Here is a 23,291-nt window from a genome sequence, read left to right on the forward strand (position 1 = left end):
TGGCCGGACCACGCCGGGCACAGCTCACCGCGGCACGGATCGCCAGGTTCCGCCGATGTCGGTCAAGGGGCTGCGCTACTCTGAGCGGCCAGCGGCGTGACTGCCGGTGGGGCCGTGCCCGGACCCGGCCGGGCGCCCCCGTGACCGGGGCCGCCAGGGCCGGCCGCCGTGGCCGCCGCTCCCCGCCGCCGTCGCGCCGCCCGCCGTGCGGGCCATCAGGTCGGGCACCAGCCTACTGAGCGGCCCTGTCGGCTGTACAACGGTTTTGCCGCGGCCGCCGGTACTGCGTGAGGACGAGGACCCGGCGGCGGCCGATTGGCAATGCCCGGCCCGGTCTCCTAGAGTGCACGAGGTTTCGAGTGCCCCCATCCGAATCCGACCAGCCGCCGAGGAGTACGACGAGAGTGGATTCGTCCACGCCGGACCCCGGCTCCCCCGCCCCGCGCCGCCGCACCCGCCGCGTCAGCGCCCTGGCCGCCGTCGTCGCCGCCGGGCTCGTGCTCCCCTCGGCCACCGCGGGCCACGCGGATCCGGAGTCCACCGACGACATGCTGGCCGATATCGAGGAGCTGGAGGAGCAGTACGACGGCGAGCTGTACGAGCTGCGCACGCTCCGCGACAACGCCGAGGCGGCCCAGGAGCGCGCCGATGAGGCGCAGCAGGAGCTGGAGACCGCCCGCGAGGAGGTCACCCAGCTGGCCGTCTCCAGCTACCAGGACGGCTCGCTCGACCCCGTCGCGACCCTGTTCCTGGAGGACGACCCCCAGGACATCCTGGACCGCGCCTCGATCGTGAACTACCTCACCGAGACGAACGCCGCGCAGCTGGACGAGCTGGAGCTGCTGGCCGAGCGGGCGGCGGAGTCGGAGGAGGCGGCGGCGGCCGAGGTCGAGGCGATGCAGGCGGAGGTCGACGAGCTGGAGGAGAACCTCGGCGCCGTCCAGGCCCGCGTCGCCGAGCTCAGCGACCACACCATGCGCCCGCCCGACAACATCACCCTGCGCATGGAGATGGTGCGCGACGCCATCACCGAGGAGTTCGGCACCGGCAACGGCGTCGGCTGCTACCGGCCCAACGGCGGCTGGGTGGTGGGCGAGCACCCGCTGGGCCGCGCCTGCGACTGGATGGTCAGCTCCGGCTACCCCAGCGCCGAGCAGCAGGCCCGCGGCGACGCCATCGCCCAGTGGGCCATCGACAACGCCGACCGCCTCGGCATCATGTACATCATCTGGCGGCAGCGCATCTGGGACACCCGCACCGGCGGCGGCTGGTCCATGATGTCCGACCGCGGCAGCATCACCGAGAACCACTACGACCACGTGCACGTGTCGGTGTTCTGAGCTCAGGCGCCGCGGCGGTCGTCGAAGGCCGCGAGGAAGCGCCGCAGCAGCGCGGTGTCGCCTTCGGCCGACGCGTCCCCCGAGCGGACCGCGTCATCGAGTCCGCGCCCGTCGAACACCAGGTCCTGGACCACGCGCACGGTGGTGGTGAGGACCGCGTCGGCGGCGGCCTCGCGCCGCTCGGCGGCGAGCCCGCCGCCGTCCACGGCGAGCCGGAAGGCGTCACCGGGCAGGCGGAGCTGAACGGCTGCGCGCAGGCCGGCCGCCGCGGACGGGTCGAAGGTGGTGCGCAGGGCGACGATCAGGGCGTCCGGGCTGAGTTCGGCGGCCGAGTCCGGACCGGGCGGCAGCGGGCTCCCCCAGCGCCCGAGCGCCAGCAGGACCGGTTCGAGGGCGCGGCCCCGGTCCGTCAGCCGGTAGACCAGCCCGGCCGCCGGCGGCAGCGTGCGGCGCCGGGTCAGCACACCGGACTCCTCCAGCTCGCGCAGCCGCTGGGTCAGCACGTTCTGGCTCATACCGGGCAGTCCGCGATGCAGGTCGGCGAAGCGCTTCGGACCGAACAGCAGCTCCCGCACGACCAGCAGGGCCCACCGCTCCCCGACCACGTCGAGGGCGCGGGCGATACCGCACAGATCCCGGTAGCTCCTCATGGCCCGATGGTACTTCTCCACTGACACTGGTTACTCCTACATTAGGAGAACCATTAGTCAGGGAGACTCCTATGCCCCATGTGACCTCGGCCGACGGCACGCCCATCGGCTACGACCGGCTCAGCGGCGACGGCCCCGCCCTGGTGCTCGTCAGCGGCGGACTGGACGACGGCACCGAGAACATCCCACTGGGCGAACAGCTGGCCGGCGACTTCGCCGTCGTCACCTACCGGCGCCGCGGCAGGGGCGACAGCGGCGACACCGCCCCCTACGCCGTGCGGCGGGAGATCGAGGACCTCGCCGCGGTCATCGACGCCGCCGGCGGCCGGGCGCACCTGTTCGGCGCCTCCTCCGGCGGCGCGCTCGCCCTGGAGGCGGCCGCCGCCGGACTTCCCGTCGACCGGATCGCCGTCCACGAGGTCCCGTACCTGCTCGGGGACGAGATGCTCGCCGCCTGGCGCGCCTACCGGGCCGAACTGGACGCCGCGCTCGACGCCGGCGACCGCGACCGGGCGCTGCGCCTGTTCATGCGGCTGGCCGGCTCGTCCGACGACGACATCGCCGCCGCCGAGACCGCCCCGGTCTGGCCGGCCCTGCGGGCCCTCGCGCCGACGCTGCGCTACGACGCCGCCTGCCTCGGCGACGGGCCGCCCCCCGCGGACCGGCTGGCCGCGGTGCGCCGGCCGGTGCTGCTGACCACCGGGGTGACCATCGATCCGCACTCCGCCGGCCTCCCCGTCGACTTCTTCGGCGCCGCCGCCGACGCGGCCGCCGCCCAGCTGCCCGACGGCCGGCGGAGCACCGTCGAAGTGCCGGGCCACGTCCCCGACCCGGCCCGGCTCGGCCCCGTCCTGACCGCCTTCTACACCGGCTGAACGCCTCAGCGACCGCCGCCGGGGCCGGTCAGCGGTCCTCGGTGCCGCCCGGTGCCGCCTCGCCGACCACACCGGCCAGGGTGGCGTGGCCGCTGCCGCGGAGCAGGGCGCGCAGGCCGCGGTTCATCCGGTGCGGCCACAGCGGGCCGCCGTAGACGAAGGCGGTGTACGCCTGCACCAGGGTGGCACCGGCGCGGATGCGCTCCCAGGCGTCCTGCGGGGTCTCGATGCCGCCCGCGGCGACCAGCACCAGCCGGTCGCCGGCCCGGGCCCGCAGCCGCCGCAGCACCTCCAGCGCGCGCTCGCGCACCGGGGGCCCGGACAGCCCGCCCGCGCCCGCCCGCGCCACCTCGTCATCCGGGGTGGCGAGGCCGTCGCGGGCGATGGTGGTGTTGGTGGCGATGACGCCGTCCAGGCCGAGTTCGACGGCGAGGTCGGCGACGGCGTCGATGTCGTCGTCGGCGAGGTCCGGGGCGATCTTCACCAGCAGCGGCAGGCGCGGCCGCCCGGTCGCCTCGCACGCCTCGGCGGCGGCGTCGCGCACGGCGGTGAGCAGCGGGCGCAGCCGCCGCACCGACTGGAGGTCGCGCAGGCCGGGGGTGTTGGGCGAGCTGACGTTCACCACCAGGTAGTCGGCGACCGGGGCCAGCATGCGCGCACTGGCGACGTAGTCGGCGACCGCCTCGCCGTCGGTGGCGAGCTTCGTCTTGCCGATATTGGCGCCGACCACCGGCCACTGCGCGGTCCGCGCCCGCAGCCGGGCGGCGGCCGCCCGCGAACCCCGGTTGTTGAAGCCCATCCGGTTCACCAGCGCGCGGTCGGCCGCCAGCCGGAACAGCCGCGGCCGCGGGTTGCCCGGCTGGGCGTGCGCGGTGACCGTGCCGATCTCGACATGGCCGAAGCCGAGGGCGCCCAGCGCGTCCGGGCCCTCCGCGTCCTTGTCGAAGCCGGCCGCCAGGCCGAGCGGGCTGGGGAAGGTGCGGCCGAGCGCCCGCACCCGCAGCACCGGGCTGGGCCCGAGCCAGAACCGCAGCACCCGCCGGAAGCCGGGCACCAGGGCCGGCAGCCGCAGCGCGGCGAAGGCGGCACGGTGGGCGGCCTCGGCGGGCACACGCCGCAGCACATGGCGGAAGAGCAGCCGGTACATCACATCCCGTCACGCTAGCAGCCCGCTGACCGGGAGCGGAGCCCGGCCGGTCACCGCCCCCGGCACCACGGCCCGGCGCCCCGGCGGCGCCGGTCGGCCCCGCACCTGGCCGATCCGGCGCCGCCGCCGAAGGGGGCGCCGTCCTGTCGGGTCTTCGCGTTCCGCGCGCCTAGCCGGCGCGCCTCCCCAGGTCGGCCAGGGCCGCCGCGCCCGTGCCCAGGCCGAGGGGCCGCCCGGAGAAGGCGGCGGGCGCGGCCGCCCCCGTGGTCTGGGCGGGCACCGGCACCCCGCCCGGGTCCGGCGCGCTCACCGGGACCGCGGGCACGGCCGGGCCGGGCGGCTCGGCAGCGGCGGCGGGCACCGACGGGACCGCCGGACCGGGGGGCGCCGCGACCGCCACGGGGACGGAGGGCACCGGCGGCCCGGGCGGCGCCGGAGCGGCCGGCGGCGGCGCCGACGCGAGCTCCGCCCCGGCCGGACCGGAGGCCGCCCGGGCGCCGGGCAGCGCCGACGCCCCGGCGCGCACCTCGAAGGGCCGCCGCGCCAGGACGGCGGGCGGTGCCGCTGCCGCCGTCTCGGCGGGCACCGGAGTGCCGCCCGGGTCCGGCGCCGCGGCCGGAACCGAGGGTACGGGCGGCGCCGCGGGCGCGGAAGCGGCCGGGGCCGCTCCCTTCCGCTCACCACGCGTCCGCTCCGCGGAGGTCTCGGCGGGCACCGGCACCCCGCCCGGGTCGGGCACGCTCACCGGGACCGCGGGCACGGCCGGGCCGGGCGGCTCGGCAGCGGCGGCGGGCACCGACGGGACCGGCGGGCCGGCGGGCGCGGGCACCGCGGCCGGAACCGAGGGCACCGGCGGGCCGGGCGGCTCGGCCGGACCGGACGCCGAGGGAGCCGGGTCGGCGGACCGGGCCGGTACCCGGGCGCCGGGCAGTGCGGAGGCGGTGGGCGCCGACAGGGTGGCGGCCGCCGGCAGGACCGCCGTCAGTACCGGGGCGGACTTGTCCGAGGCGGACTCGTCCGGGACGGCCCGCGTGGCGGCGGGAGCGGCGCCGGGAAGCGCGGCGGGGGTGCCGGGTTGCCGCCAGGGCACCGTGGGGATCGCCGGCACCAGGAAGGTCCGGGCGCGGTCGCGCTGCTCGGGCTCGGTGTAGCGGCTGACGGCGCGGTGCCACTGGAGGATGCCGGACATCCAGTCCTTGAGCTCGTCGGCATGGCGGCTCAGCGCGCCGCGGGCCGCGGGGTCGAGGTCCAGGTCCTCGAAGAGATCGGGGAGGCCGTTGGCGAGGATGTGCTCGAACTGCCGCATCCGGGCGGCCATCAGGTCGGCGACCACGTCGGCGGCGGCCCGGCGGTCGACGCCCAGGTAGTTCTCCACGACAAGGACCATGTTGTGGAGCTCGCCCTCGAACTGCACCTCCTTCTGGTAAGAGAACAGGTCGTTGGTGAAGATGGCGTAGTCCTGGGCCGAGCTCTCCAGTTCGCGGACGACCCGGTTGCCGAAGACCTCCTCGGGCACCTCGTTGGCGCGCGCCAGCTTGGCCAGGCTCATCGTCATGTCGGAGCCGAAGGTCTTGCGCCGCATCTCGATGTAGTCGACGGGGTCGGGCACCCGGTGCATGGCCTGGTTGTCCAGCTCCCACAGCCAGCTCGCGGTCATGTCCTCCACGGCCAGCCGGAAGCGGGCGCGGTCGCGCCGGTTCATCGGGCCCGCGGTGCGCCGCCAGAGGTCGGCCAGGCCGCGCTCGATCGGCCCGTACGGCTCGGGCGCGGGCTCGCCGTCCAGCGGCATGAACAGCGACAGCCGCCGGTTGCAGGCGCGGGCGGCGGCGAGGTCGCGCCGCGCGCCGTAGACGATCGGGAAGTAGTCGTCGCCGTAGGTTCCCCAGGCCAGCCAGTCGGCCGAGAGCTTCAGCTCCTCCGGCCCGGCGTCGGGGTGGATCATCGCCCCGCAGTAGGCGACGTCGTTGGCGCGGAAGCGGTCCTCGTTCCAGACGCCGCCGAACTCCACGCCCGGGATGGAGTCGAACATGCCCATCTCGCGGGCCCAGCCGACGGCGTAGCGGCGCACGGCGTCCAGGTGCGGGCTGGTGCGCACCGGGAAGGGCATGTACAGCTCGGGCAGTTCGAGCGGCCCGGTCTGCCGGTACAGCGGCTGGATGCGCTGCCTGGTGCGGCGGCGCAGGCCCGGGCCGAAGGACAGCCCGGCGGTGCCGAGCCCCGTCGGGCCGCCGAGAGCGGACGCGCCCGGCCCGCCGCGTACAGCGTTGTCGTTCATGTACCGGTTGGACCTGGCGTGCCACTCGTGCCCGCCGGCCTGCCAGTCCTGGAGGCCCTTGATGTAGGCGGCCACGCCGAGCTGCCGGTCGGGCGGCACCCCGTGCTCGGCGAAGAGCTCCGCCACCTCCAGCAGGGCGGTGTCCTCGAACTGGAGCAGCCGCGAGGTGAGGAGGTCGTTCACCATGTCGGCCGCCTCCTGCACCGAGCAGCCGAAGAAGCGCTCGAAGACCAGGACGGCATTGGAGTTCTCGCCCTCCTGCTGCACCTCGCGCTGGTAGGAGAAGAGGTCGTTGCGGAGGTGGACGGCGTCGGCGAAGGTGTCGGAGAGCACCCGCATCGGCCGGGTGGCCGCGATGGCGTCGGGCACCTCGGCGCCCACCGCGCACTCCACCAGGTTGGCCGACCACGGCGCCCCGCCCACCATGCGGCGCATCTGGATGTACTCGATCGGGTTGGCCACCCGCTCGCGGTCGATGTTGTCAAGCTCCCACATGGACTCGACCATCAGGTTGTAGGTGCTGGTGGTGAAGCGTCCGCGCCAGCCGTCCGACATCATCGGCACGGTGCGCCGCCAGAGGTCGTCGAGCCCGCGCTCGGCCGGGTTGCGGGGCTCGGGCGCCTCCCGGTCCCCGGCCGTCATGAACAGCTCCAGCCGGTCCAGGTACTCCCGCGCGCCCCGGTGGTCGCGGGTGTACTTGAAGCTCTCCAGGAAGTCGTCGTCGAAGAAGAACACCCACACGTACCAGTCGGTGATCAGGTCGAGCATGGGGCCGTCGCAGTCGGGATGGGTGTAGGCGCACATCAGCGCGTAGTCCATTCCCGCCAGCGCCGCCTCGTCCCAGACCGTGCCGCCGCCGTGCTTGGGCGCGTCGAGCATGCCCATCTCCCTGGCCCACTCCATGCTGTGCGCGCGGGCGCGGTCCAGGTTGGGATTGAGCCGGGCCGGATACGGCAGATAGAAATCGGGCAGGGTGAACGCGTCCACGGGCATGCCTACTCTCGTCGGCCGACCGAAAGCTGAGTACATTCGGCATGCTAACCATCACCAGCGGTCACATGACAGCCCTTTGCGCAATTCTGCGGAATCGTAGTCGGAATGGCCGACATCCCGGCGTTCCGGTGGTCTGCGCCCAATAGCGTCGACACTCCGGCGAGCGCCCGCCCGCGACGCGCCGCCGCAGCGTCCGATCCAGGTCAGCGCGCCACGGCGCACCGCGCGAACCGGCATTGCGCCGGACCGGGCCCGCGGCCGAATTCCGCGGATCCGCTGCCGCGGAATTCGGCCGGAACGACTTCGGACGAAAAGTCCACTCCATCCGGCAGTCCCGGCCGATCGACGGACTTACCCTCCTTGTCGGCACACAGGACGATTGCCCGGAAAAGGCGGGAATTCCGGAACGGGCGCGAGGACGCGAAAGTCCGGAAACGCCTGGAAATGGCCGGCGGCGCTCAGCGCGACTGCCGCGCCACCCGCAGGGTGCGCAGCCGGTTCAGGGCGGCCGCGGTGTCGTGCCGGCGGGGCGGCGCGAAGTCGCCCAGGTAGCCGTCGTCCAGCGCGTCGGGCCCCTCGGCGAGTTCGGCGTCGAGCAGGTCGAGGGCGGCGGCCAGGGTGCGGTGGCCGTCGAGGTGGCCGCGGCGCACCAGCGCGGTGAGCGCCAGGCCGAGTCCGGGCACCTGGCTGGGGTCGACCAGCTGTTCGAGCGCGCGCAGGTCGATCTCGGTCTCGCCGAAGACGAGCGCGTCGGTGCCGCGCCCCTTGATCCGGCGGCGCCCGCGCGCCTGGGCCGATATCGATCCGGGGTCGGGGGCGCGGTGGGCGACGGCGGGGAAGGGCGCGTCGTCGCGCGGCGCGGCCAGCGCGCGGGCGGCGGCGGTGACGTCGTGGGGGCGGTAGGCGTCGAGCAGCACCACCTGGTCGGCGACGTCGAAGTAGTCGCCGCTGGCGCCCATGACCAGCACGCAGGACACGCCGTGGGAGCGGCGCAGCGGCCGGACCAGGTCGACGAACGGGGTCAGCGGCTCGCGGTCGGGGGCGACCAGCGCCTGCATGCGGGCGTCGCGGATCATCAGGTTGGTGGCGGTGGTGTCCTCGTCCACCAGCAGCACCCGGGCCCCGGCCTCGACCGCCTCCACGATCGCGGCGGCCTGGGAGGTGGAGCCCGAGGCGTTGTCGGTGCGGAAGTCGCGGGTGTCGGCGCCGCTGGGCAGCTCGCCGACGAAGGCCGAGATGTCGGTCCGCTCCACCCGCCGCCCCTCCTCGGCGCGGATCTTCACCGCGTCGGCGCGGGTGACCACCAGCTCGCGGCCGTCGCCGGGGACGTGGTCGTAGACGCCGCGCTCCAGGGCGTGCAGCAGGGTGGACTTGCCGTGGAATCCGCCGCCGACGATCAGGGTGATGCCCTCGGGCACCCCCATGCCGGCGACCCGGCCCCGGTGCGGAAGCTCGAGTTCGACCCGCAGCGGCTCCGGCGCCGCGAAGGGCACCGCTCCCGGGCCGGTCAGCGGGAGGTCGCTGACGCCGCTGCGGCGCGGCAGCACCGAGCCGTCGGCCACGAAGGCGACCAGCCCGCGCTCGGCCAGCTGCTCGCGGGCGGCCACGCTGTCGGAGACGGTGTCGGCGAAGGCCCGCACCTCCTCGGCGGGCAGCGCCTGCGCGCGCAGCGAGGACGCGACCGCGGCCGGCAGCAGCTCGCACAGCTGGCGGGCGGCCTCGCGCCCGGCGATCCGGCGGCCGTGGCCGGGCAGCTCCACCGCGAACCGCAGCCGTACCGCGCCCTCGCGCACCGCGCACGCGCTGCGCGCCAGCACCTCCTGGCCGCCGGCGTCCACCCGGAAGCGGCTGCCGGCCAGCGCCTCGGCCGCGCGGCGGGCCAGCAGGTCGGCCAGCGCCCTGGCCCGCACCGGATCGCGCCACAGCCCGGCGTCGAAGCCGGCGACGGAGGCCGGCACCTCGAGGCTGAGGCGGCTCGGCGGGGCGTAGGGGTCGGCCTGGACGTGCTCGACCGCCAGCTCGAAGCCGTCGAAGCGCCACCGCCCGGTGAGCGAGCGGTACCGGCCGTAGCCGCTGCCGTCCATGCCCAGCAGCGCGGCGCGCAGCCGCTCGGCGTCACCGCCGCCCTGCGCCCGGCCGGACGCCGAGGGCGCACCGAGGTCCTCGCCGCGCTCCACCGGCCCTCCGCTCCACCGCCTGGGCCCGCCGCGCCCGTACCCGCCGCGCTCCCCCCGCATCACGTGCCCCCCTCCCGCAGACCCGCACCGCCTCGATGCCGGCGCGTCAAACGCTAGTGCGCCACACGGTGCGCCCCGACCACACCCAAGCGAACCCACCACAACCCCAGCCGCACAAAACAAAAAAATCCCGGAAAAAACCACCCGCGCCGCAGGCGCGTCTGCAGGACTCGCCGCGCCGAAGGGCGCCTCCCGCGCCCGAAGGGCGACAGAGCAGGGGTCTACGCGTCTGCAGGACTCGCCGCGCCGAAGGGCGCCTCCCGCGCCCGAAGGGCGACAGAGCAGGGGTCTACGCGTCTGCAGGACTCGCCGCGCCGAAGGGCGCCTCCCGCGCCCGAAGGGCGACAGAGCAGGGGTCTACGCGTCTGCAGGACTCGCCGCGCCGAAGGGCGCCTCCCGCGCCCGAAGGGCGGCAGAGCAGGGGTCTACGCGCCCGGAAGGGCGGTAGAGCGGGTGTCTACCATCGACGCCATGACCGCGAATCCCGATCCGGCCGGCGCCCCGGGCTCCGGTGAGGTGCCCGAGGACGTGCGGCGGCTGCTGCTGCGCGTGGTGAAGAACTCCGACGCGCGCCTGGAGGACGAGGTGCGGGCCTGGGCCGAGGAGGTCGGTCCCGAGCAGGCGGCCGACCGGCTGGCCGCCTTCGTGGAGCTGGCGGACCTCAGCCCGATCCGGCAGCTGGCCTTCCAGGCGCTCACCTTCGTCGGCGAGCCGGGGGGGGCGGCCGTCCAGCGGCTGCGGGAGCACCCGTTCACCGGGCCGTTCGCCACGGCCTGGCTGATCCAGCACGGCCACCTCCCCGACGACGCGCTCGGCCCCTCCGACGAACTGCTGGCGATCGCGGAGAGCCTGGCCGCCATGGCCGCGATCGACGCGGCGAACGTGGTGGCCGGGCTGCGCACCACCGGCGACGGCGGCCGCCAGCACGAGGTGGTGGCGCAGCTGTGGCGGGTGCCGCACCCGGGCGTGGCCGACGTGCTCGACGCGGTGTCGCGGGCGCACCCGGACAAGGGGCTCGCCAAGGAGGCGCGCCGGTCCCTGCACAAGCTGCGCTCCAGCCGGGGCTGAGCCGCTACTCCACCAGCGCCTGCTCGATCGCGTCGATCAGGTCGGGGTCGTCGGGTTCGACACGGGGCCGGAAGCGGGCGAAGGGGCGGCCGTCCGGGCCGACCAGGAACTTCTCGAAGTTCCACTGCACATCGCCGGCCTGGCCGTCGGCGTCTGGGGTGGTGGTGAGCGCCTCGAAGACGGGGTGCCGGCCGGGCCCGTTGACGTCGAGCTTCTCCAGCAGCGGGAAGGTGACGTCGTAGCGGGTCGAGCAGAACTCCTGGATCTCCTCGGCCGTGCCCGGTTCCTGGCCCATGAACTGGTTGCAGGGCGCGCCGACGACGGTGAGGCCCTGCTCGCGGTAGCGGCGGTGCAGCTTCTCCAGTCCTTCGTACTGCGGGGTGAGGCCGCAGCGGGAGGCGACGTTGACGATCAGCAGCAGCGGGCCGCCCAGCCCGCCGAGGGTGGTGGGGGTTCCGGCCAGGGTGCGGACCGGGATGGAGAGCATGCTCATGGGGGTCCTTCGCGCGCTGCGCCGGCCGGCCTCCGGCGCCCGCGCCGCGGCGCTGTCCGACAGGGTCAGTGCGCGAGCCGCACCTGGACGCCTGGAGTGTCCGCCGACGCCCGCAGCTCGATCGACCGGGCGTTGACATCGTAGGCAATCTCGAAGACCAACACGCCGTCGCGGCTCTCCCCCGGCGGCACGGCGTCGAACAGGCCGCCGTGGTCGGCCGCCAGGGACAGCCGGGTGTCGCCTGGGTGGCGTCCGCCGCCGGCGGCCACCAGCGTCTGGAACTCGGCCACGGGCCGGTAGGCCCGCGTCCCGGTGTTGGCGATCTCCAGGTAGACGAGCACGCACGTGCCCTCGATGTCGTCGATGACGGGGTCCAGCGGCCCGCAGCCGTACTCCACCCCGGTGACGGTGGCCACCAGCGGTCCGGTCCGCACCGCCTCGCCGAATCCGGGCGCGGAGGCCCGTCCGGCGCCTCCGCCCGCGCGGTCGGCGCCGTCGCCGTCCTGGCGGGCGTGGGCGTGCGGCCGCTCCGTCCCGCCGGGCGAGGCGGACGCCGCCGCCACCGCGGCGGCTCCGGCGCGCGCCAGGTCGCCGTAGACGTAGCCCACGCAGCCGGCCGCGAGGACGCCCACGGCGGACAGCGCGAGCAGGAAGACCGTCCAGGACAGCACGCCGTGCCGCCTCGGGTACCGCGGCTCGCCGCGGACGCGCTCGACCCGGTCGCCGGCCGGTTCCCCACCGCCCCCATCCCCCACAGCACCCATTGAGACCCGGGCGCGGGGGCGGGAACAGTCGTGAAAGCGCCAGAAAGACCTAACCTGGCCATCAATGCAGTGAGATGGTCCCCTGTGCCGGCCGTGCGCGCTGTAGTTTTCCTTCCGTTATCTACGTCGTGCAGCATGGCTGCGTAGAGCGAGCAGGCTTGCGAGCGTGCCGCCGCACCGACCCCGGCCCGTCCCCTTGGCCCCGTCGGGCGCACGGCCGCTTACCGCCGGATCCGGCCGTGCACCCGCGTTGGTCCGCACGGCCGGGGTGATGCGAGGGGAACCATGGCGAACAATGGTCCATACGGGGATCACTCCGGCTACCCGCCCGGGGGCGACGGCGGTCAGCCGCCGTACCCCGGCCACGGCTCCAGCGGCCCGCAGCCGCCCTACGGGGGCGGACCCGGCCCCTACGGCAGCGGCCCCCAGCCGACCCACCCCCACCACGGCGGGCCGGAGTTCTACCAGCCGGGCGCGCCCGGCGGCCCCGGCTTCGGCGGCCCGCCGCCGCCCGGCTCGGGCTACCCGTCGGAGAGCGTCGGCTACCCGGCGCCGCAGCGCAGCAACACCGGCCTGTTCATCGGGCTCGGCGTCGGCGGCCTCGTGCTGGCGCTGGTGGTCATCTTCACGGCGGTGGTGCTGTTCCGCGGCGGCGAGCCGGCGCCCGCGCCCGTCGGCGGGGAGACCCAGGCGCAGCCGGGCCCCGAGACCCCCGAGGCGCCCCAGCCCTCCGGCGAGACCGGCGGCGAGCAGCCGGAGGGCACCCCCAACGAGCTGCCCTCCGAGCCCTGCGAGGGGGTGAGCGAGGCCACGCGGGAGGCCAACAACCTGGCCGGGGCCTCGCAGACACAGAACATCTCCGACAGCCAGTCGTACTGCACCTTCTCCTCCTACGAGGGCGGCATCTACACGCTGGACATCACCTACCAGCTGCCGTACTCCATCTCCAACGACGCCGAGGCGGCGGCCCAGGACCTCTTCACCACCACCCGCCAGTCCGAGACCCGCGCCGACAGCATCGACAACCGCGAGATCGCCACCGACGAGGACCTGTCCGGGCTGGGCGACCAGGCGGCCTACATCGCCTACTCGACCCCCGACTACATCCTCACCCAGGGCGTCGGCGTGGTCATCGTCCGCCAGGGCACCATCGTGATGACGATCGAGTACGCGGGCGCCGTCGACGTCGGCGAGTACGGCTACGAGCAGGAGCCCATCGACCTCGCCGAGGTCGAGGTGGTCCAGGACATGGCCGAAGAGGCGATCCAGCTCATCTCCTGAGCTCCCGGCCGCTCGTGCGGGGCGCCGCGCGGCGCCCCGCCGGCCGCGCGGGCGGTGCGCGTCACACCCGGTGCCGCTCCGCGCGCAGCGCGGCGACCTCGGCGCGCAGTTCGCGCAGCTCGGCCAGGACGGCCTGCTCGGCGGGGGCGCCCGGCGACGGGCGCCCGGGCTGCTCCTCGTCGCCCTCGTGCTCCAGCGCGTTGACGGCGACGGCGATGAACAGGTTCAGCGCGACGAAGGTCGAGACGAGGATGTAGCCGACGAAGAAGGTCCAGGCCAGCGGCTGCCGCTCCATGATCGGCCTGGCGATCTCGCCCCAGCCGTCGCCCGTCATGATCTGGAAGAGGGTGAACAGCGAGCTCCACAGATCGCCGAAGTACTCGGGCGAGGTGCGGTGGAACAGCCGGGTGGCCATCACCCCGGCCACGTACAGCAGCAGGCTCAGCAGCAGCGCGATCGAGGCCATGCCGGGCAGCGCGGCCAGCAGGCCGGACACGACCTTGCGCAGCGACGGGATGACCGACAGCAGCCGGAGCACGCGCAGCACCCGCAGCACCCGGAAGACCGCGAACGGGCCGGAGCTGGGCAGCAGCGCGATGCCGACGATCACGATGTCGAACCAGGACCACGGGTCGCGGAAGAAGCGCCGGCCGTGGGCGTAGATCCGCAGTGCGATCTCGATCACGAACACCGTCAGCAGCAGCATGTCGAAGGCGTGCAGCACCCCGCCGTGCCGCGCCATGATCTCGGGCGAGGTCTCCAGGCCGAGGATGACGGCGTTCAGCAGGATGAGCGTGATGACCGCCTGCTGGAACCGCGGGCCGTCCGTGACCGCCCTGACTCGTTCCCGAAGCGTCACTGCGAAGCCCTTCCAGGGTCGGCGGCGGTGTGCGTCACGATGGCGCCGGCCGGGGCGCGACCCGGGCGGAGCCGCGCCCGAGTCGGGCGATTCCGCAGCTTAGCGGCGTGTTAAGGACCGATCACGCGAATCGCCGCAAGATCGGCAGACCACGTCCGGCCGCACCGGGGAGCGTTCGCGCCGCCGGCGCGCCGACCCCGGGGATCTTGCGTCCATTTCCGGACAAGGCAGCAGGAAACCCGCTCCCATGTGGGCAGACGCGCTGCGGCGGCATTGTCGCGGGGCCGGGGCGCCGTCATGATGGCCTCGGACGTGTCCTTGCCAGGAAGGTGCCGCGCGCAGTGATCGAATCCCCGCCCGCCGGTCGCGGAACCGCGCGCCCGACCATGAAGGACGTGGCCCGCGCGGCAGGGGTCGGGCTCAAGACGGTGTCGCGCGTGGTCAACGGCGAGCCGGGCGTGAACGAGCCGACGGCCCGCCGGGTGCGGTCGGCCATCGAGCAGCTGGGCTACCGCCGCAACGACAGCGCCCGGCTGCTGCGCAGCGGGCAGACCGCGAGCATCGGGCTGGTGATCGAGGACGTCGCCGACCCGTTCTACTCGGTGGTCACCCGCGCGGTGGAGGAGGTGGCCGCCCGCAACGACCTGCTGGTCTTCACCGGCTCCTCCGACGAGCGGCCCGAACGCGAGCGCCGGCTCGGCATGGCCTTCTGCGCGCGGCGGGTCGAGGGGCTGATCATCGTCCCGGCGGCCGGCGCCCGGCACGAGTACCTGGCGCCGGAGCTGGCGGCCGGGGTGGCGGCCGTGTTCCTGGACCGCCCGGCCGTGGGGCTGGCCGCCGACACGGTGCTGTCGGCCAACCGCGAGGGGGCGCGCACGGGTGTCGCGCACCTGATCGCGCACGGCCACCGCAGGATCGCCTGCCTGGGCGACGTGGCGGAGATCCACACCGCCGAGCAGCGGCGGCAGGGGTACCGCGACGCGCTGGCCGCCGCCGGGATCGGCCACGACCCGGCGCTGGAGGTGATGCAGGCGCCGCGGATCGAGGCGCTGGCCGCCGCGCTGCGGCGGCTGGCGGCGCTGCCCGAACCGCCCACGGCCCTGTTCACCGGCAACAACGTCACCACCGCGCACGCCCTGCGGGCCCTGGCCGCCGACGCCCCCGGCCACCCGCTCGCGCTGGTCGGCTTCGACGACTTCCCCTTCGCCGACCTGCTCACCCCGGCCGTCACCGTCGTCGCCCAGGACCCCGCCCGGCTCGGCCGCACCGCCGCCGAGCTGCTGCTGCGCCGCCTGGGCCGGGCCGACGGCGTCGACCCGGCCCAGGCCGACCCGCTCATCGCGGCCGAGCTGGGCGCGGACCCGGTCCGCGTCGAGCTGCCCACCCGGCTGGTCCCGCGGGGATCGGGCGAGATCCCGCCGCCGCCCGGCACCCGGTAGCGGCGGCCGAGGCGGCGCGGCGGGCCGCCGCGCCGCCGGTTGCGGTGGCCGCGCCGGAGCCGGGTCAGCCCGCGCTGCAGGAGACGGTGGGCCAGGTCGAGTTGCCGTTGCGCTGGATCGTCACGCCCCAGTTGTTGCCGTTGCCGTTGGGCCGGGCGGTCAGCACCTGGGAGCTGGGATAGCTGGCGCTGATGTTCCACGACGCCATGATCCGCGAGGGCGAGGGCACGTTCATCGTCACGGTCCAGTTGCTCGAACCGCTGACCGCGACGTTGAGGTTGTACCGGTCGCTCCACTGCTCGCCCGCGGACAGCGTCGCGGTGCAGCCGCCGCCGGTGGGCGGCGGGGTGGTGCCGCCGGAGCCCACGGTGATGTTGGAGCTGCCGCTGCTCTGGTAGCCCTCGGTCGCCATGATCATGTAGTCGTGGCTGCCCAGGTTCATCCCGCGGCTCGCCCAGGCGTCGAAGTGGTTGCCCGAGGTGATGGTGCCGCCGGTCCGCCTGGACTGCCGGACGCTCCAGTACTGGTCGAAGGTCCGGGTGCCCTCGATGGACGGGGCGTTGTAGCGCGTCGTCCGGTAGATGTCGTAGGTGCCGCCGTCGCTGGTGACCGTGCCCATGAAGGTGCCGGTGGGCCGGTAGGTGCCCCAGTTGTCGACGATGTAGTACTCCACGAGCGGGTTCCTGGTCCACCCGTAGAGCGTCAGGTAGGAGTTGCCGGACGGGTTGAAGCTGCCGGAGTAGGTGACGGTCCTGCGCCCGCCGGTGCTCCAGCCCTTGCCGGCGACGAAGTTGCCGGTGTTGCGCCACGAGGTGCTGTAGCTGCCGCCGGAGCCCAGCTCCATGGAGACCGTGCCCTGGCTGTCGGTCCAGAACGAGTAGAAGTAGCCGTTGTTGGTGCCGGTCTGGTTGGTGGTGACGGCCGCGTTGGCGGTGCCGTGCGGCGCCGTCATGGCCGCGACCATCACCAGGACCGCGCAGGCGCGGGCGATGATCAGGCGGGTGCGGCCGCGGCCGCGCCCGCCGGGGCGTCGGGATGCGTCGTTCATGGGCGTGCTGCCTCCTTGTGAAGGCCGACGGGGTTCCGGACGGCGTCGGGCGGGCCGGCGCGGACCGCCGGCGGCCTGGGGGAAGGCCGCCGCGCGCCGGCGTCGCTCGACGCGGCGGAGTACGGACGGCCGCCGTGCGGGCGGCGGCCGGGGACCGGGTCGTGCGGTCGACCCGGATCGGCGGTGGCGAGATCCGCCGATGCCGTTAGTTTTGGTCGACCCCTGCCACTTGTCAATACTTTTCCGGAAAAGCTACGGAAACCGCAGACTTGCCCCGATTCGCCGGAAAAGATGTTGATGCTGATCAATGCCGTACCGCGCTCGGCGACCCCACGACCGAAGCGCACCGCGCCGCCCGGAATGATCGATTGGCGACTCGCCATTACCGAAAACTTTCGGACCACTTCCGGATCTCCGGCGCCCGCGCGGCCGGCGACGCGCCGCGCCCGGGCTGGCGCGGACGGCGCCGGGCCGGGACCATGGGGGCGTGATCGTGGTTGTCGGAGAGGCGCTGATCGACCTCATCGGATCGGCACCGGCGGACGCCGGTGCGCCCCGCTCCGGCCGCGGGGCGGCCCCGCCCGACCCCGTGTACCGGGCCGTGTGCGGCGGAGCGCCCGCGAACACGGCGGTGGCGCTGGCCCGGCTGGGGGTGCCCGCCGCCCTGCTCGGCCGGATCGGCGCCGACACCTTCGGGCAGCGGTTGCGGGCGCACCTGGAGCGCAACGGCGTGCGGCCCGAGCTCCTGGTCGCCGCCGCCGAGCCGACCACCCTGGCGATCGCCACCCTCGACGACGCCGGCCGCGCCCGCTACGACTTCCGGGTCGACGGCACCGCCGACTGGCAGTGGACGCCCGCCGAGCTGCCCGACCCGCTGCCCGAGGGCACCGCCGCGCTGCACGTCGGCTCGCTGGCCATGGCCGTGCCGCCGGGCGCGCGGGTGCTGGAGGAGTGGCTGCACCGGGTTCGGGCGCACTCCGCGGCCACCGTCAGCTACGACCCCAATGTGCGCCCCGCCCTGGCGGGCGAGCCCGCCGAGGCGGTCGCCCGGGTCGAGCGCCAGCTGGCGCTGGCCGACATCGTCAAGGCCAGCGACGAGGACATCGACCATCTCTACCCCGGCCGCGACCCGCTCGACGCGGCCCGCGACTGGCTGGCCCGCGGCCCCGCGCTGGTGGTCGTCACCCGCGGCGCCGCGGGCGCCTTCGCGCTGGCCGGGCCGGGCGAGCCGCTGCACGCGCCCTTCGTGCCCGTGGACACGGCCGACACGGTCGGCGCGGGCGACGCCTTCGCGGCCGGTCTGCTCGACGCCCTTGGCACGCTCGGCGCACTGGCCGACCGCGCCGCGCTGCGCCGGCTGTGCGCCGCCCCGGACCCCGCGAACCGGCTCGGGCCCGTCCTCGCGCACGCCCAGGCCGTGGCCGCGCTCAGCTGCACCCGGCCCGGCGCCGACCCGCCCTACCGCGACGAGCTGCCGGCCGGGGCCGGCGCGGCCGAGCGCGCCGCCTCCGCCTGACCGCCGTCCGCCCCGGCCGGGGTCGCGCACGCCTGCGGGCGCGCGGCGCCCGGCCGGGGCGGACGCATGGGCCTCAGCCCTTCAGCGCCCCGGCCATCAGCCCGCGCATGAAGAAGCGGCCGAGGAACACGTACACCAGCAGCGTCGGCAGCGACGCGAGCAGCGCGGCCGCCATCTGCTGGTTGTAGGGCATCACCATCGACCCGGTCAGGTTGTTCAGCGCCACGGTCACCGGCCAGTCGCTCGGTCCGGTCAGGAAGACGGCGAACAGGAAGTCGTTCCAGGCCGAGGTGAACTGCCAGATCAGGGTGACGGCGAAGGCCGGCGCCGAGTTCGGCAGGATGATCGACCAGTACGTCCGCAGCATGCCGGCCCCGTCGACGCGGGACGCCTCGATCAGCTGGTCCGGCAGGGTGGCGTAGTAGTTGCGGAAGATCAGCGTGCAGATCGGGATGCCGAACACGACGTGCGCGATCACCAGCGGGGTGATGGTGCCCATCAGGTCCGCCGCCTGCATCATCTGCACCAGCGGGATCATCACCGCCTGGTACGGGATGAACATCCCGAACAGGAAGAGGGTGAAGACCACGTCGGAGTGCGGGAAGCGCCACTTGGCCATCACGTAGCCGTTGAGCGAGCCCAGCACGGAGGAGATGATCGAGGCGGGGATCACCATCCGCAGGCTGTTGGCCAGGCTCGGCGCCAGTTCCTGCCAGGCGAAGACCCAGCCCTCCACGGTCCACACCGTGGGCAGCTGCCAGGCCCGCGCCGCCGTCGCCTCGGCCAGCGGCTTGAAGCTGGTCACCAGCAGCACGTACATCGGGATCAGCACGATCAGCGCGAAGACCAGCAGCACGCCGAACTTCAGCCACCGCCCGGCCGCCCCGGCCCGCGCCCTCGGCCGCACCGCCGTGCGGGCCACCGCCGCCGTCATGACGCCTTCCTCTCCGACCGCAGCGTCCACACCAGGTACGGCACGATGACGACGGCGACGGCGAGCAGCAGGTAGCTCGCGGCCGTCGCGCCCATCGCCGGGTCGCGCACCTCGTAGACCTGGTCCCACATGTAGATGGCGGGCACGTCGGCCGCCAGCTGGCGGCCGGCCACCGCCACGATCAGGTCGAACACCTTCAGCGACATGTGGCCGATGATGATCACCGCGACCAGGGTGACCGGCCGCAGCTGCGGCAGCACGACGTGCCAGTAGACCTGCCGCTCCGAGCAGCCGTCCACCCGCGCCGCCTCGCGCAGGTCCTCGGAGACGCCCCGGAAGCCGGCCAGGAAGAGCGCCATCACGTAGCCCGACAGCTGCCAGATGGCGGGCAGCGCCATCGCGGCCATGCCCCACCGATCGGTCAGCCACCACTCGTTGGCCAGGAAGCCGAGGCCGATGTCCTGGAAGAGCGCGTTCAGCCCGACGGCGCGGTCGGGCGGCGCCGGGTTCATCAGCCACCGCCACACGATCCCGGTCGCGATGAAGGAGACCGCCATCGGGAACAGGAACACGGTCCGGAAGCCGGCCTCCCCGCGCACGCCCTTGTCCAGCAGCAGCGCGAGCAGCCAGCCGAGCAGCAGGGCCGTCAGCACGAACACGACGGTGAAGACGAGCGCGTTCCACACGGCGCCCGGCCAGCGCGCCTCGCTCCAGATGGCGATGAAGTTGTCCAGGCCGACGAACTCCCCGTCGGCGATGTTGGTGTGCTTGTCGGACGTGGCCAGCTGGAAGTTCCAGCCGATCAGCCCGTAGACGAAGACGCCGATCAGGATGATCGACGGTGAGACCAGCAGCAGGCCCGGCAGCCAGTCGCGTTTCGCGCGCATGCGCCGCCGCCCCCTTTCTGTACCGCGTTGCTTGCCGCGCCCGCGCATGCCGAGGACCCCGCGCGGGCGGCCGAGCCCAGGGCTGGGCCGACCGCGAGGGTCCTCGGCGTGCAGGCGGGATGGACGGGGTGCCTCAGCCGGCCTCGCCGGCCGCGGTGACCAGGGCCTCCTGGAGCGCGGCCACGTCCCCGTCGCGGATGTAGACGCCCACGGCGTCGTTGATGCCGGACTTCTGCCGGTTGTTGGCGGCGGCACCGTGCTGGTAGGAGGGGGCCATCGTGCTCTCCTGCCAGTCGGTGAGGGCGTCGGCCAGGTAGCCCTCGTACAGCGAGGCGTCGGCGTCGGTCCGCGCCGGGATCGAGCCCTTGAGCGGGTTGAAGATGTCCTGGCCCTCCTGGCTGGAGACCAGTTCCAGCCAGGCCTGGGCGCCCTCGGGGTTGGGGGCGTTGACGGGCAGGGTGAAGCTGTCGCTCAGCCACAGGTAGGTGCCGTCGGTGCCGGGGGTCGGCACGTAGCCGTAGTCCTCGCCCTCGACCGCGCCGACCTCCTGGAAGAGGCTCAGCGCCCAGTCGCCCATGATGTTGAAGGCGGCGTCGCCGTCCACGACGGCCTGCGACGCCTCCTGCCAGTCGGCGGCGCCGGCGTCGGTGTTGGTGTAGGCGTAGATCCGGTCGAAGGTCTCCAGCGCCTCCGTCACCTCGGGGGTGCTCCAGTCGGCGCCCGGCTGCCACAGCGCGTTGTAGCCCTCGGTCCCCAGCGAGGCCAGCAGGATGCTCTCCAGCAGGTGGTCGGCGGTCCACTGCGCGCCCAGCGAGAGCGGGATCGCGTCGGTCTCCTCCTCCACGGTGGCGAGCGCGTCCTCGAACTCCGCCAGCGTGGTGGGCGGCTCGACCCCCGCCTCCTCCAGCACGCCGGGGTTGTACCAGAGCACGTTGGAGCGGTGGATGTTCACCGGGACGGAGTAGATCTCGCCGTCCAGGGTGATCTGCTCCAGCAGTTCGGGCGGGAAGACCTCGTTGAGGCCCTGCTCGGCGTAGAACTCGGTGAGCGGTTCCAAGTAGCCCGCCTCGATGTAGTCCATCAGCTCGGCGCCGGCGTGCCCCTGGAAGGAGTCCGGCGGCTCGTTGGCCTGCAGGCGCGACTCCAGCACGCCCTGGGCGTTGGTGCCCGAGCCGCCGGCCACGGCGGCGTTGTTGAAGGCGATGCCGGCGTTGTCGGCCTCGAAGCGCTCGATCAGCGCGTCGAGCCCGGCCGCCTCACCGCCCCCGGTCCACCAGGAGAAGACCTCCACCGAGCCTTCGGCGTCCTCACCGCCCGACCCTCCGCAGGCGGTCGCGGTCAGCACCCCGGCCAGCGAGATCGCGAGCGCCGCGGTCCATCCTCGTCGCATCCTTGCTGCTCCTTTTCAACGGGACCTCGTGTCCTGCGCTCCGCGCCACCCCGCGGCGCACGGGAACCCCTGACAACGTTGTCAGCTCCAGCCATACAGGCAGGTGGCCGGGCCCCAGTCAAGGTGTGCACACATAACGTCTCCGCATACCGGCTAGTGGGGGCGCGCGGCCGCAGCGGCGGCCGCCGAGCCGAATCCCGGGATATATCCGTTTCGTCCTGTATGCCGGAGTGTGATCACCTCCTCACCTCACGGTCGGACGAATTTCATAATTTGAGCCGTTTAACGTCAAAAATAGAAGCCGAAATGCCATCCGGTCGCAAAATCGTACCTTCCGGTTGGCGTGCATTCAGTTCGGCGAGCGGAGAAATACACTTTCGCAGCTTATTTTGCGATCATGACCACTTCTCGTGCGATCGCCTTCGCCTCGCTGTTCGCGCTCACCGCCGCGCTGGTCCCGGCCGTCGCGACGGCCGAGACCGCCGGCACCGCACCGGCCGCGCCGGCGCCCGTGGCCGTCCGGACCGAGCCGGCGCCGGCGCCGGTCGCCGAGGCCGCCGAGCCGGCCGCGGCCCTGGCGCCCGCCCAGGTGGTGGCGCACCGCGGCTACTCGGGCCTGGCTCCCGAGAACACGCTCGTCGCGATCGAGGCGGCCCGGCACAGCGGCGCCGACTACATCGAGATCGACATCGACTTCACCGCCGACGGCGTGCCGGTGGTCATCCACGACGACACCGTCGACCGCACCACCGACGGCACCGGCGCCATCCGCGAGATGGACTACTCCGAGGTGCGCGGGCTCGACGCGGGCTCGTGGTTCGCGCCGGCCTACGCCGACGAGCCGATGCCCTCCCTGGAGCAGGCGCTGGACTCCTTCGCCGACCAGGGCGGCCGGCTGCTGCTGGAGTACAAGGGCGGCTGGTCGGCGAACGCGGTCGCCGAGACCGCCGACATGATCCGCGACCGGGGCCTGGCCGACAGCGTCATGGTGCAGAGCTTCGACGTGGAGACCGTGCGCAACCTGCGCGCCGAGGCGCCCGAACTGCCGGCCGGGCTGCTGCGCAGCAGGCTGGACGGCGACCCGGTGGCGATCGCCGAGGAGCTGGGCGTGGACGCCTACAACCCCAACGCCGAGCGGCTGCTGGAGCGGCCCGAGGTGGTCGACGAGCTCCAGGCGGCCGGGATCGAGGTCATGGCCTACACCGTCAACGAGGCGGCGGGCTGGCAGCGGCTGACCGAGCTGGGCGTCGACGCGATCATCACCGACCACCCGGCCCAGCTGGCGGGCTGGAACCGGCAGTTCGCCGCGAGCGGCGCCGCCTGACGCCCTTCCGCCGAGTGAGCGGGCCCGGACCGGTCGACCGGTCCGGGCCCGCTGCGATGCGGCGCCGGCGCGGGGCGCGCCCGGCTACTCCTCGATGCCGGGCCGCCCGGACCGGTCGAGTTCGCCGGGCCGCTGCTGCCTTGGCTTGCGGGTGACCGACACGCCCCCCATCAGCGCGAAGCCCTTGACGACGATGGTGGGGCCGGTACCGGTGCCGGAGCCGGCCGCGCTGCCGAAGCCGCCCATGACGCCGATGCCGCGCATGTCGACCTCGACGTCCTCGGGGACGATGATGTGGATACCGGCCTGGAAGGCGTAGGCGCTGATGGCGACCGTCTCGGCGGCGAAGTCGGCCTCGCGCAGGTCGATCTCGACACCGCCCCAGAAGGCGCCGGAGGTGAAGCGCTCGCCGATGGTCCACCGTCCCTTGCGGGCGGCGCCGCTCATGATGGCGAAGGCGGAGCTGGAGGTGGCCCGGCCGCCGATGCGGCGGGCGGGCGCGGGGTGCGCGGCCGGCCGCGCCGCGGCGGCGCGGCTTTGGGCCGGGAGGTCGCGGGTGATCGGTTCGAGTTCGGCGTAGGTCCTGGCCCGGTAGAGCGCGTCGATGCGCTCGTCCAGTTCGGCGAGGTCCAGCCGCCCCTCGGCGGCGGCCTCGCGCAGCACCTCGGCCACCTTGTCCCGGTCGGCGTCCGACGCGCGCATCTGCCGACGGTCGGCCGGCTCGGGAGGCTCGCTCATGGCTCGGAATCCTAGTCCCGGTCCGGCCGGTCC

General features: G+C 74.1%; 19 protein-coding genes. 7 read left to right on the plus strand and 12 right to left on the minus strand.

Features of this window, described 5'->3' with window-relative positions:
- Positions 1-404: 404 nt before the first annotated feature.
- Positions 405-1,340: a coiled-coil domain-containing protein gene (locus CLV72_RS20845; RefSeq protein ID WP_106249064.1), complete on the plus strand. Its 936-nt coding sequence runs from the start codon at positions 405-407 to the stop codon at positions 1,338-1,340.
- 2 nt (positions 1,341-1,342) lie between these two features.
- Here the strand turns inward: CLV72_RS20845 and CLV72_RS20850 are convergent, their stop codons facing one another.
- Positions 1,343-1,990, minus strand: coding sequence for a winged helix-turn-helix transcriptional regulator (locus tag CLV72_RS20850; RefSeq protein ID WP_211302998.1), 648 nt, complete (start codon positions 1,988-1,990; stop codon positions 1,343-1,345).
- A gap of 71 nt (positions 1,991-2,061) precedes the next feature.
- Here CLV72_RS20850 and CLV72_RS20855 point away from each other — a divergent pair, with 71 nt between their 5' ends.
- Positions 2,062-2,865, plus strand: coding sequence for an alpha/beta fold hydrolase (locus CLV72_RS20855; protein ID WP_106249067.1), 804 nt, complete (start codon positions 2,062-2,064; stop codon positions 2,863-2,865).
- Positions 2,866-2,893: 28 nt separating this feature from the next.
- On the opposite strand, the gene CLV72_RS20860 is transcribed toward CLV72_RS20855, so the two are convergent.
- From CLV72_RS20860 to CLV72_RS20870, 3 genes are all read right to left on the minus strand, one after another.
- Complete coding sequence (locus CLV72_RS20860; RefSeq protein ID WP_211302999.1) at positions 2,894-4,015, minus strand: quinone-dependent dihydroorotate dehydrogenase; 1,122 nt, start codon at positions 4,013-4,015, stop codon at positions 2,894-2,896.
- Positions 4,016-4,181: 166 nt separating this feature from the next.
- The gene (locus tag CLV72_RS20865) at positions 4,182-7,274 is read right to left on the minus strand and encodes a terpene synthase family protein (protein ID WP_245930368.1); all 3,093 of its coding nucleotides are present in this window, start codon (positions 7,272-7,274) and stop codon (positions 4,182-4,184) included.
- A 464-nt stretch (positions 7,275-7,738) separates the two neighbouring features.
- Positions 7,739-9,517: an ABC-ATPase domain-containing protein gene (locus CLV72_RS20870; protein ID WP_106249073.1), complete on the minus strand. Its 1,779-nt coding sequence runs from the start codon at positions 9,515-9,517 to the stop codon at positions 7,739-7,741.
- 471 nt (positions 9,518-9,988) lie between these two features.
- On the opposite strand from CLV72_RS20870, the gene CLV72_RS31830 reads away from it, so the two are divergent.
- Positions 9,989-10,585 carry a hypothetical protein gene (locus tag CLV72_RS31830; protein WP_146159507.1) on the plus strand — a complete coding sequence of 199 codons (597 nt, stop codon included), beginning with the start codon at positions 9,989-9,991 and terminating at the stop codon, positions 10,583-10,585.
- Between the two features lie 4 nt (positions 10,586-10,589).
- On the opposite strand, the gene CLV72_RS20880 is transcribed toward CLV72_RS31830, so the two are convergent.
- Both CLV72_RS20880 and CLV72_RS20885 read right to left on the minus strand, forming a co-directional pair.
- Positions 10,590-11,078 carry a glutathione peroxidase gene (locus CLV72_RS20880; RefSeq protein WP_106249076.1) on the minus strand — a complete coding sequence of 163 codons (489 nt, stop codon included), beginning with the start codon at positions 11,076-11,078 and terminating at the stop codon, positions 10,590-10,592.
- A gap of 65 nt (positions 11,079-11,143) precedes the next feature.
- Positions 11,144-11,749 (minus strand): DUF4352 domain-containing protein, encoded by a 606-nt coding sequence (locus CLV72_RS20885; protein WP_106249079.1) that lies wholly within the window; start codon positions 11,747-11,749, stop codon positions 11,144-11,146.
- Between the two features lie 378 nt (positions 11,750-12,127).
- On the opposite strand from CLV72_RS20885, the gene CLV72_RS20890 reads away from it, so the two are divergent.
- Positions 12,128-13,123: a hypothetical protein gene (locus tag CLV72_RS20890; protein WP_106249081.1), complete on the plus strand. Its 996-nt coding sequence runs from the start codon at positions 12,128-12,130 to the stop codon at positions 13,121-13,123.
- Positions 13,124-13,184: 61 nt separating this feature from the next.
- Here the strand turns inward: CLV72_RS20890 and CLV72_RS20895 are convergent, their stop codons facing one another.
- Entirely contained in the window at positions 13,185-13,982 is a 798-nt protein-coding gene (locus tag CLV72_RS20895) for an ion transporter (RefSeq protein WP_106249083.1), read from the minus strand.
- Positions 13,983-14,368: 386 nt separating this feature from the next.
- Between CLV72_RS20895 and CLV72_RS20900 the strand changes: the two genes are divergently transcribed.
- Positions 14,369-15,421, plus strand: a complete 1,053-nt coding sequence (locus CLV72_RS20900) for a LacI family DNA-binding transcriptional regulator (protein ID WP_106249607.1) — start codon at positions 14,369-14,371, stop codon at positions 15,419-15,421.
- Between the two features lie 64 nt (positions 15,422-15,485).
- Here CLV72_RS20900 and CLV72_RS20905 read toward each other — a convergent pair whose 3' ends face one another.
- Entirely contained in the window at positions 15,486-16,469 is a 984-nt protein-coding gene (locus CLV72_RS20905) for a glycoside hydrolase family 11 protein (RefSeq protein ID WP_106249086.1), read from the minus strand.
- A gap of 487 nt (positions 16,470-16,956) precedes the next feature.
- Between CLV72_RS20905 and CLV72_RS20910 the strand changes: the two genes are divergently transcribed.
- Entirely contained in the window at positions 16,957-17,985 is a 1,029-nt protein-coding gene (locus CLV72_RS20910; protein WP_106249088.1) for a carbohydrate kinase family protein, read from the plus strand.
- A gap of 73 nt (positions 17,986-18,058) precedes the next feature.
- On the opposite strand, the gene CLV72_RS20915 is transcribed toward CLV72_RS20910, so the two are convergent.
- The 3 genes from CLV72_RS20915 to CLV72_RS20925 form a co-directional block, all read right to left on the minus strand.
- Positions 18,059-18,919 carry a carbohydrate ABC transporter permease gene (locus tag CLV72_RS20915; protein WP_106249090.1) on the minus strand — a complete coding sequence of 287 codons (861 nt, stop codon included), beginning with the start codon at positions 18,917-18,919 and terminating at the stop codon, positions 18,059-18,061.
- Positions 18,916-19,806, minus strand: a complete 891-nt coding sequence (locus CLV72_RS20920; RefSeq protein WP_106249092.1) for a carbohydrate ABC transporter permease — start codon at positions 19,804-19,806, stop codon at positions 18,916-18,918. The genes CLV72_RS20915 and CLV72_RS20920 overlap by 4 nt, the downstream gene beginning before the upstream one ends.
- A 133-nt stretch (positions 19,807-19,939) precedes the next feature.
- A complete protein-coding gene (locus CLV72_RS20925) occupies positions 19,940-21,196 on the minus strand; it encodes an ABC transporter substrate-binding protein (RefSeq protein WP_106249095.1) in 1,257 nt (418 codons plus the stop codon).
- Between the two features lie 397 nt (positions 21,197-21,593).
- Between CLV72_RS20925 and CLV72_RS20930 the strand changes: the two genes are divergently transcribed.
- Positions 21,594-22,520, plus strand: a complete 927-nt coding sequence (locus CLV72_RS20930; protein ID WP_106249097.1) for a glycerophosphodiester phosphodiesterase — start codon at positions 21,594-21,596, stop codon at positions 22,518-22,520.
- A gap of 84 nt (positions 22,521-22,604) precedes the next feature.
- On the opposite strand, the gene CLV72_RS20935 is transcribed toward CLV72_RS20930, so the two are convergent.
- Positions 22,605-23,258, minus strand: a complete 654-nt coding sequence (locus CLV72_RS20935) for a DUF1707 SHOCT-like domain-containing protein (protein ID WP_106249099.1) — start codon at positions 23,256-23,258, stop codon at positions 22,605-22,607.
- Between the last annotated feature and the right edge of the window lie 33 nt (positions 23,259-23,291).

Origin of the sequence: Allonocardiopsis opalescens (genome assembly GCF_003002095.1) — a bacterium.
Lineage (GTDB): Bacteria > Actinomycetota > Actinomycetes > Streptosporangiales > Streptosporangiaceae > Allonocardiopsis > Allonocardiopsis opalescens.

Excerpts from the sequence above, each read along its gene's own strand:
- CLV72_RS20905 (WP_106249086.1), bottom strand. The coding sequence starts at position 16,469 with ATGAACGACGCATCCCGACGCCCCGGCGGGCGCGGCCGCGGCCGCACC.
- CLV72_RS20890 (WP_106249081.1), top strand. The coding sequence starts at position 12,128 with ATGGCGAACAATGGTCCATACGGGGATCACTCCGGCTACCCGCCCGGG.
- CLV72_RS20870 (WP_106249073.1), bottom strand. The coding sequence starts at position 9,517 with ATGCGGGGGGAGCGCGGCGGGTACGGGCGCGGCGGGCCCAGGCGGTGG.
- CLV72_RS20900 (WP_106249607.1), top strand. The coding sequence starts at position 14,369 with ATGAAGGACGTGGCCCGCGCGGCAGGGGTCGGGCTCAAGACGGTGTCG.
- CLV72_RS20915 (WP_106249090.1), bottom strand. The coding sequence starts at position 18,919 with ATGACGGCGGCGGTGGCCCGCACGGCGGTGCGGCCGAGGGCGCGGGCC.
- CLV72_RS20925 (WP_106249095.1), bottom strand. The coding sequence starts at position 21,196 with ATGCGACGAGGATGGACCGCGGCGCTCGCGATCTCGCTGGCCGGGGTG.
- CLV72_RS20930 (WP_106249097.1), top strand. The coding sequence starts at position 21,594 with ATGACCACTTCTCGTGCGATCGCCTTCGCCTCGCTGTTCGCGCTCACC.
- CLV72_RS20935 (WP_106249099.1), bottom strand. The coding sequence starts at position 23,258 with ATGAGCGAGCCTCCCGAGCCGGCCGACCGTCGGCAGATGCGCGCGTCG.
- CLV72_RS20855 (WP_106249067.1), top strand. The coding sequence starts at position 2,062 with ATGCCCCATGTGACCTCGGCCGACGGCACGCCCATCGGCTACGACCGG.
- CLV72_RS31830 (WP_146159507.1), top strand. The coding sequence starts at position 9,989 with ATGACCGCGAATCCCGATCCGGCCGGCGCCCCGGGCTCCGGTGAGGTG.
- CLV72_RS20850 (WP_211302998.1), bottom strand. The coding sequence starts at position 1,990 with ATGAGGAGCTACCGGGATCTGTGCGGTATCGCCCGCGCCCTCGACGTG.
- CLV72_RS20880 (WP_106249076.1), bottom strand. The coding sequence starts at position 11,078 with ATGAGCATGCTCTCCATCCCGGTCCGCACCCTGGCCGGAACCCCCACC.
- CLV72_RS20920 (WP_106249092.1), bottom strand. The coding sequence starts at position 19,806 with ATGCGCGCGAAACGCGACTGGCTGCCGGGCCTGCTGCTGGTCTCACCG.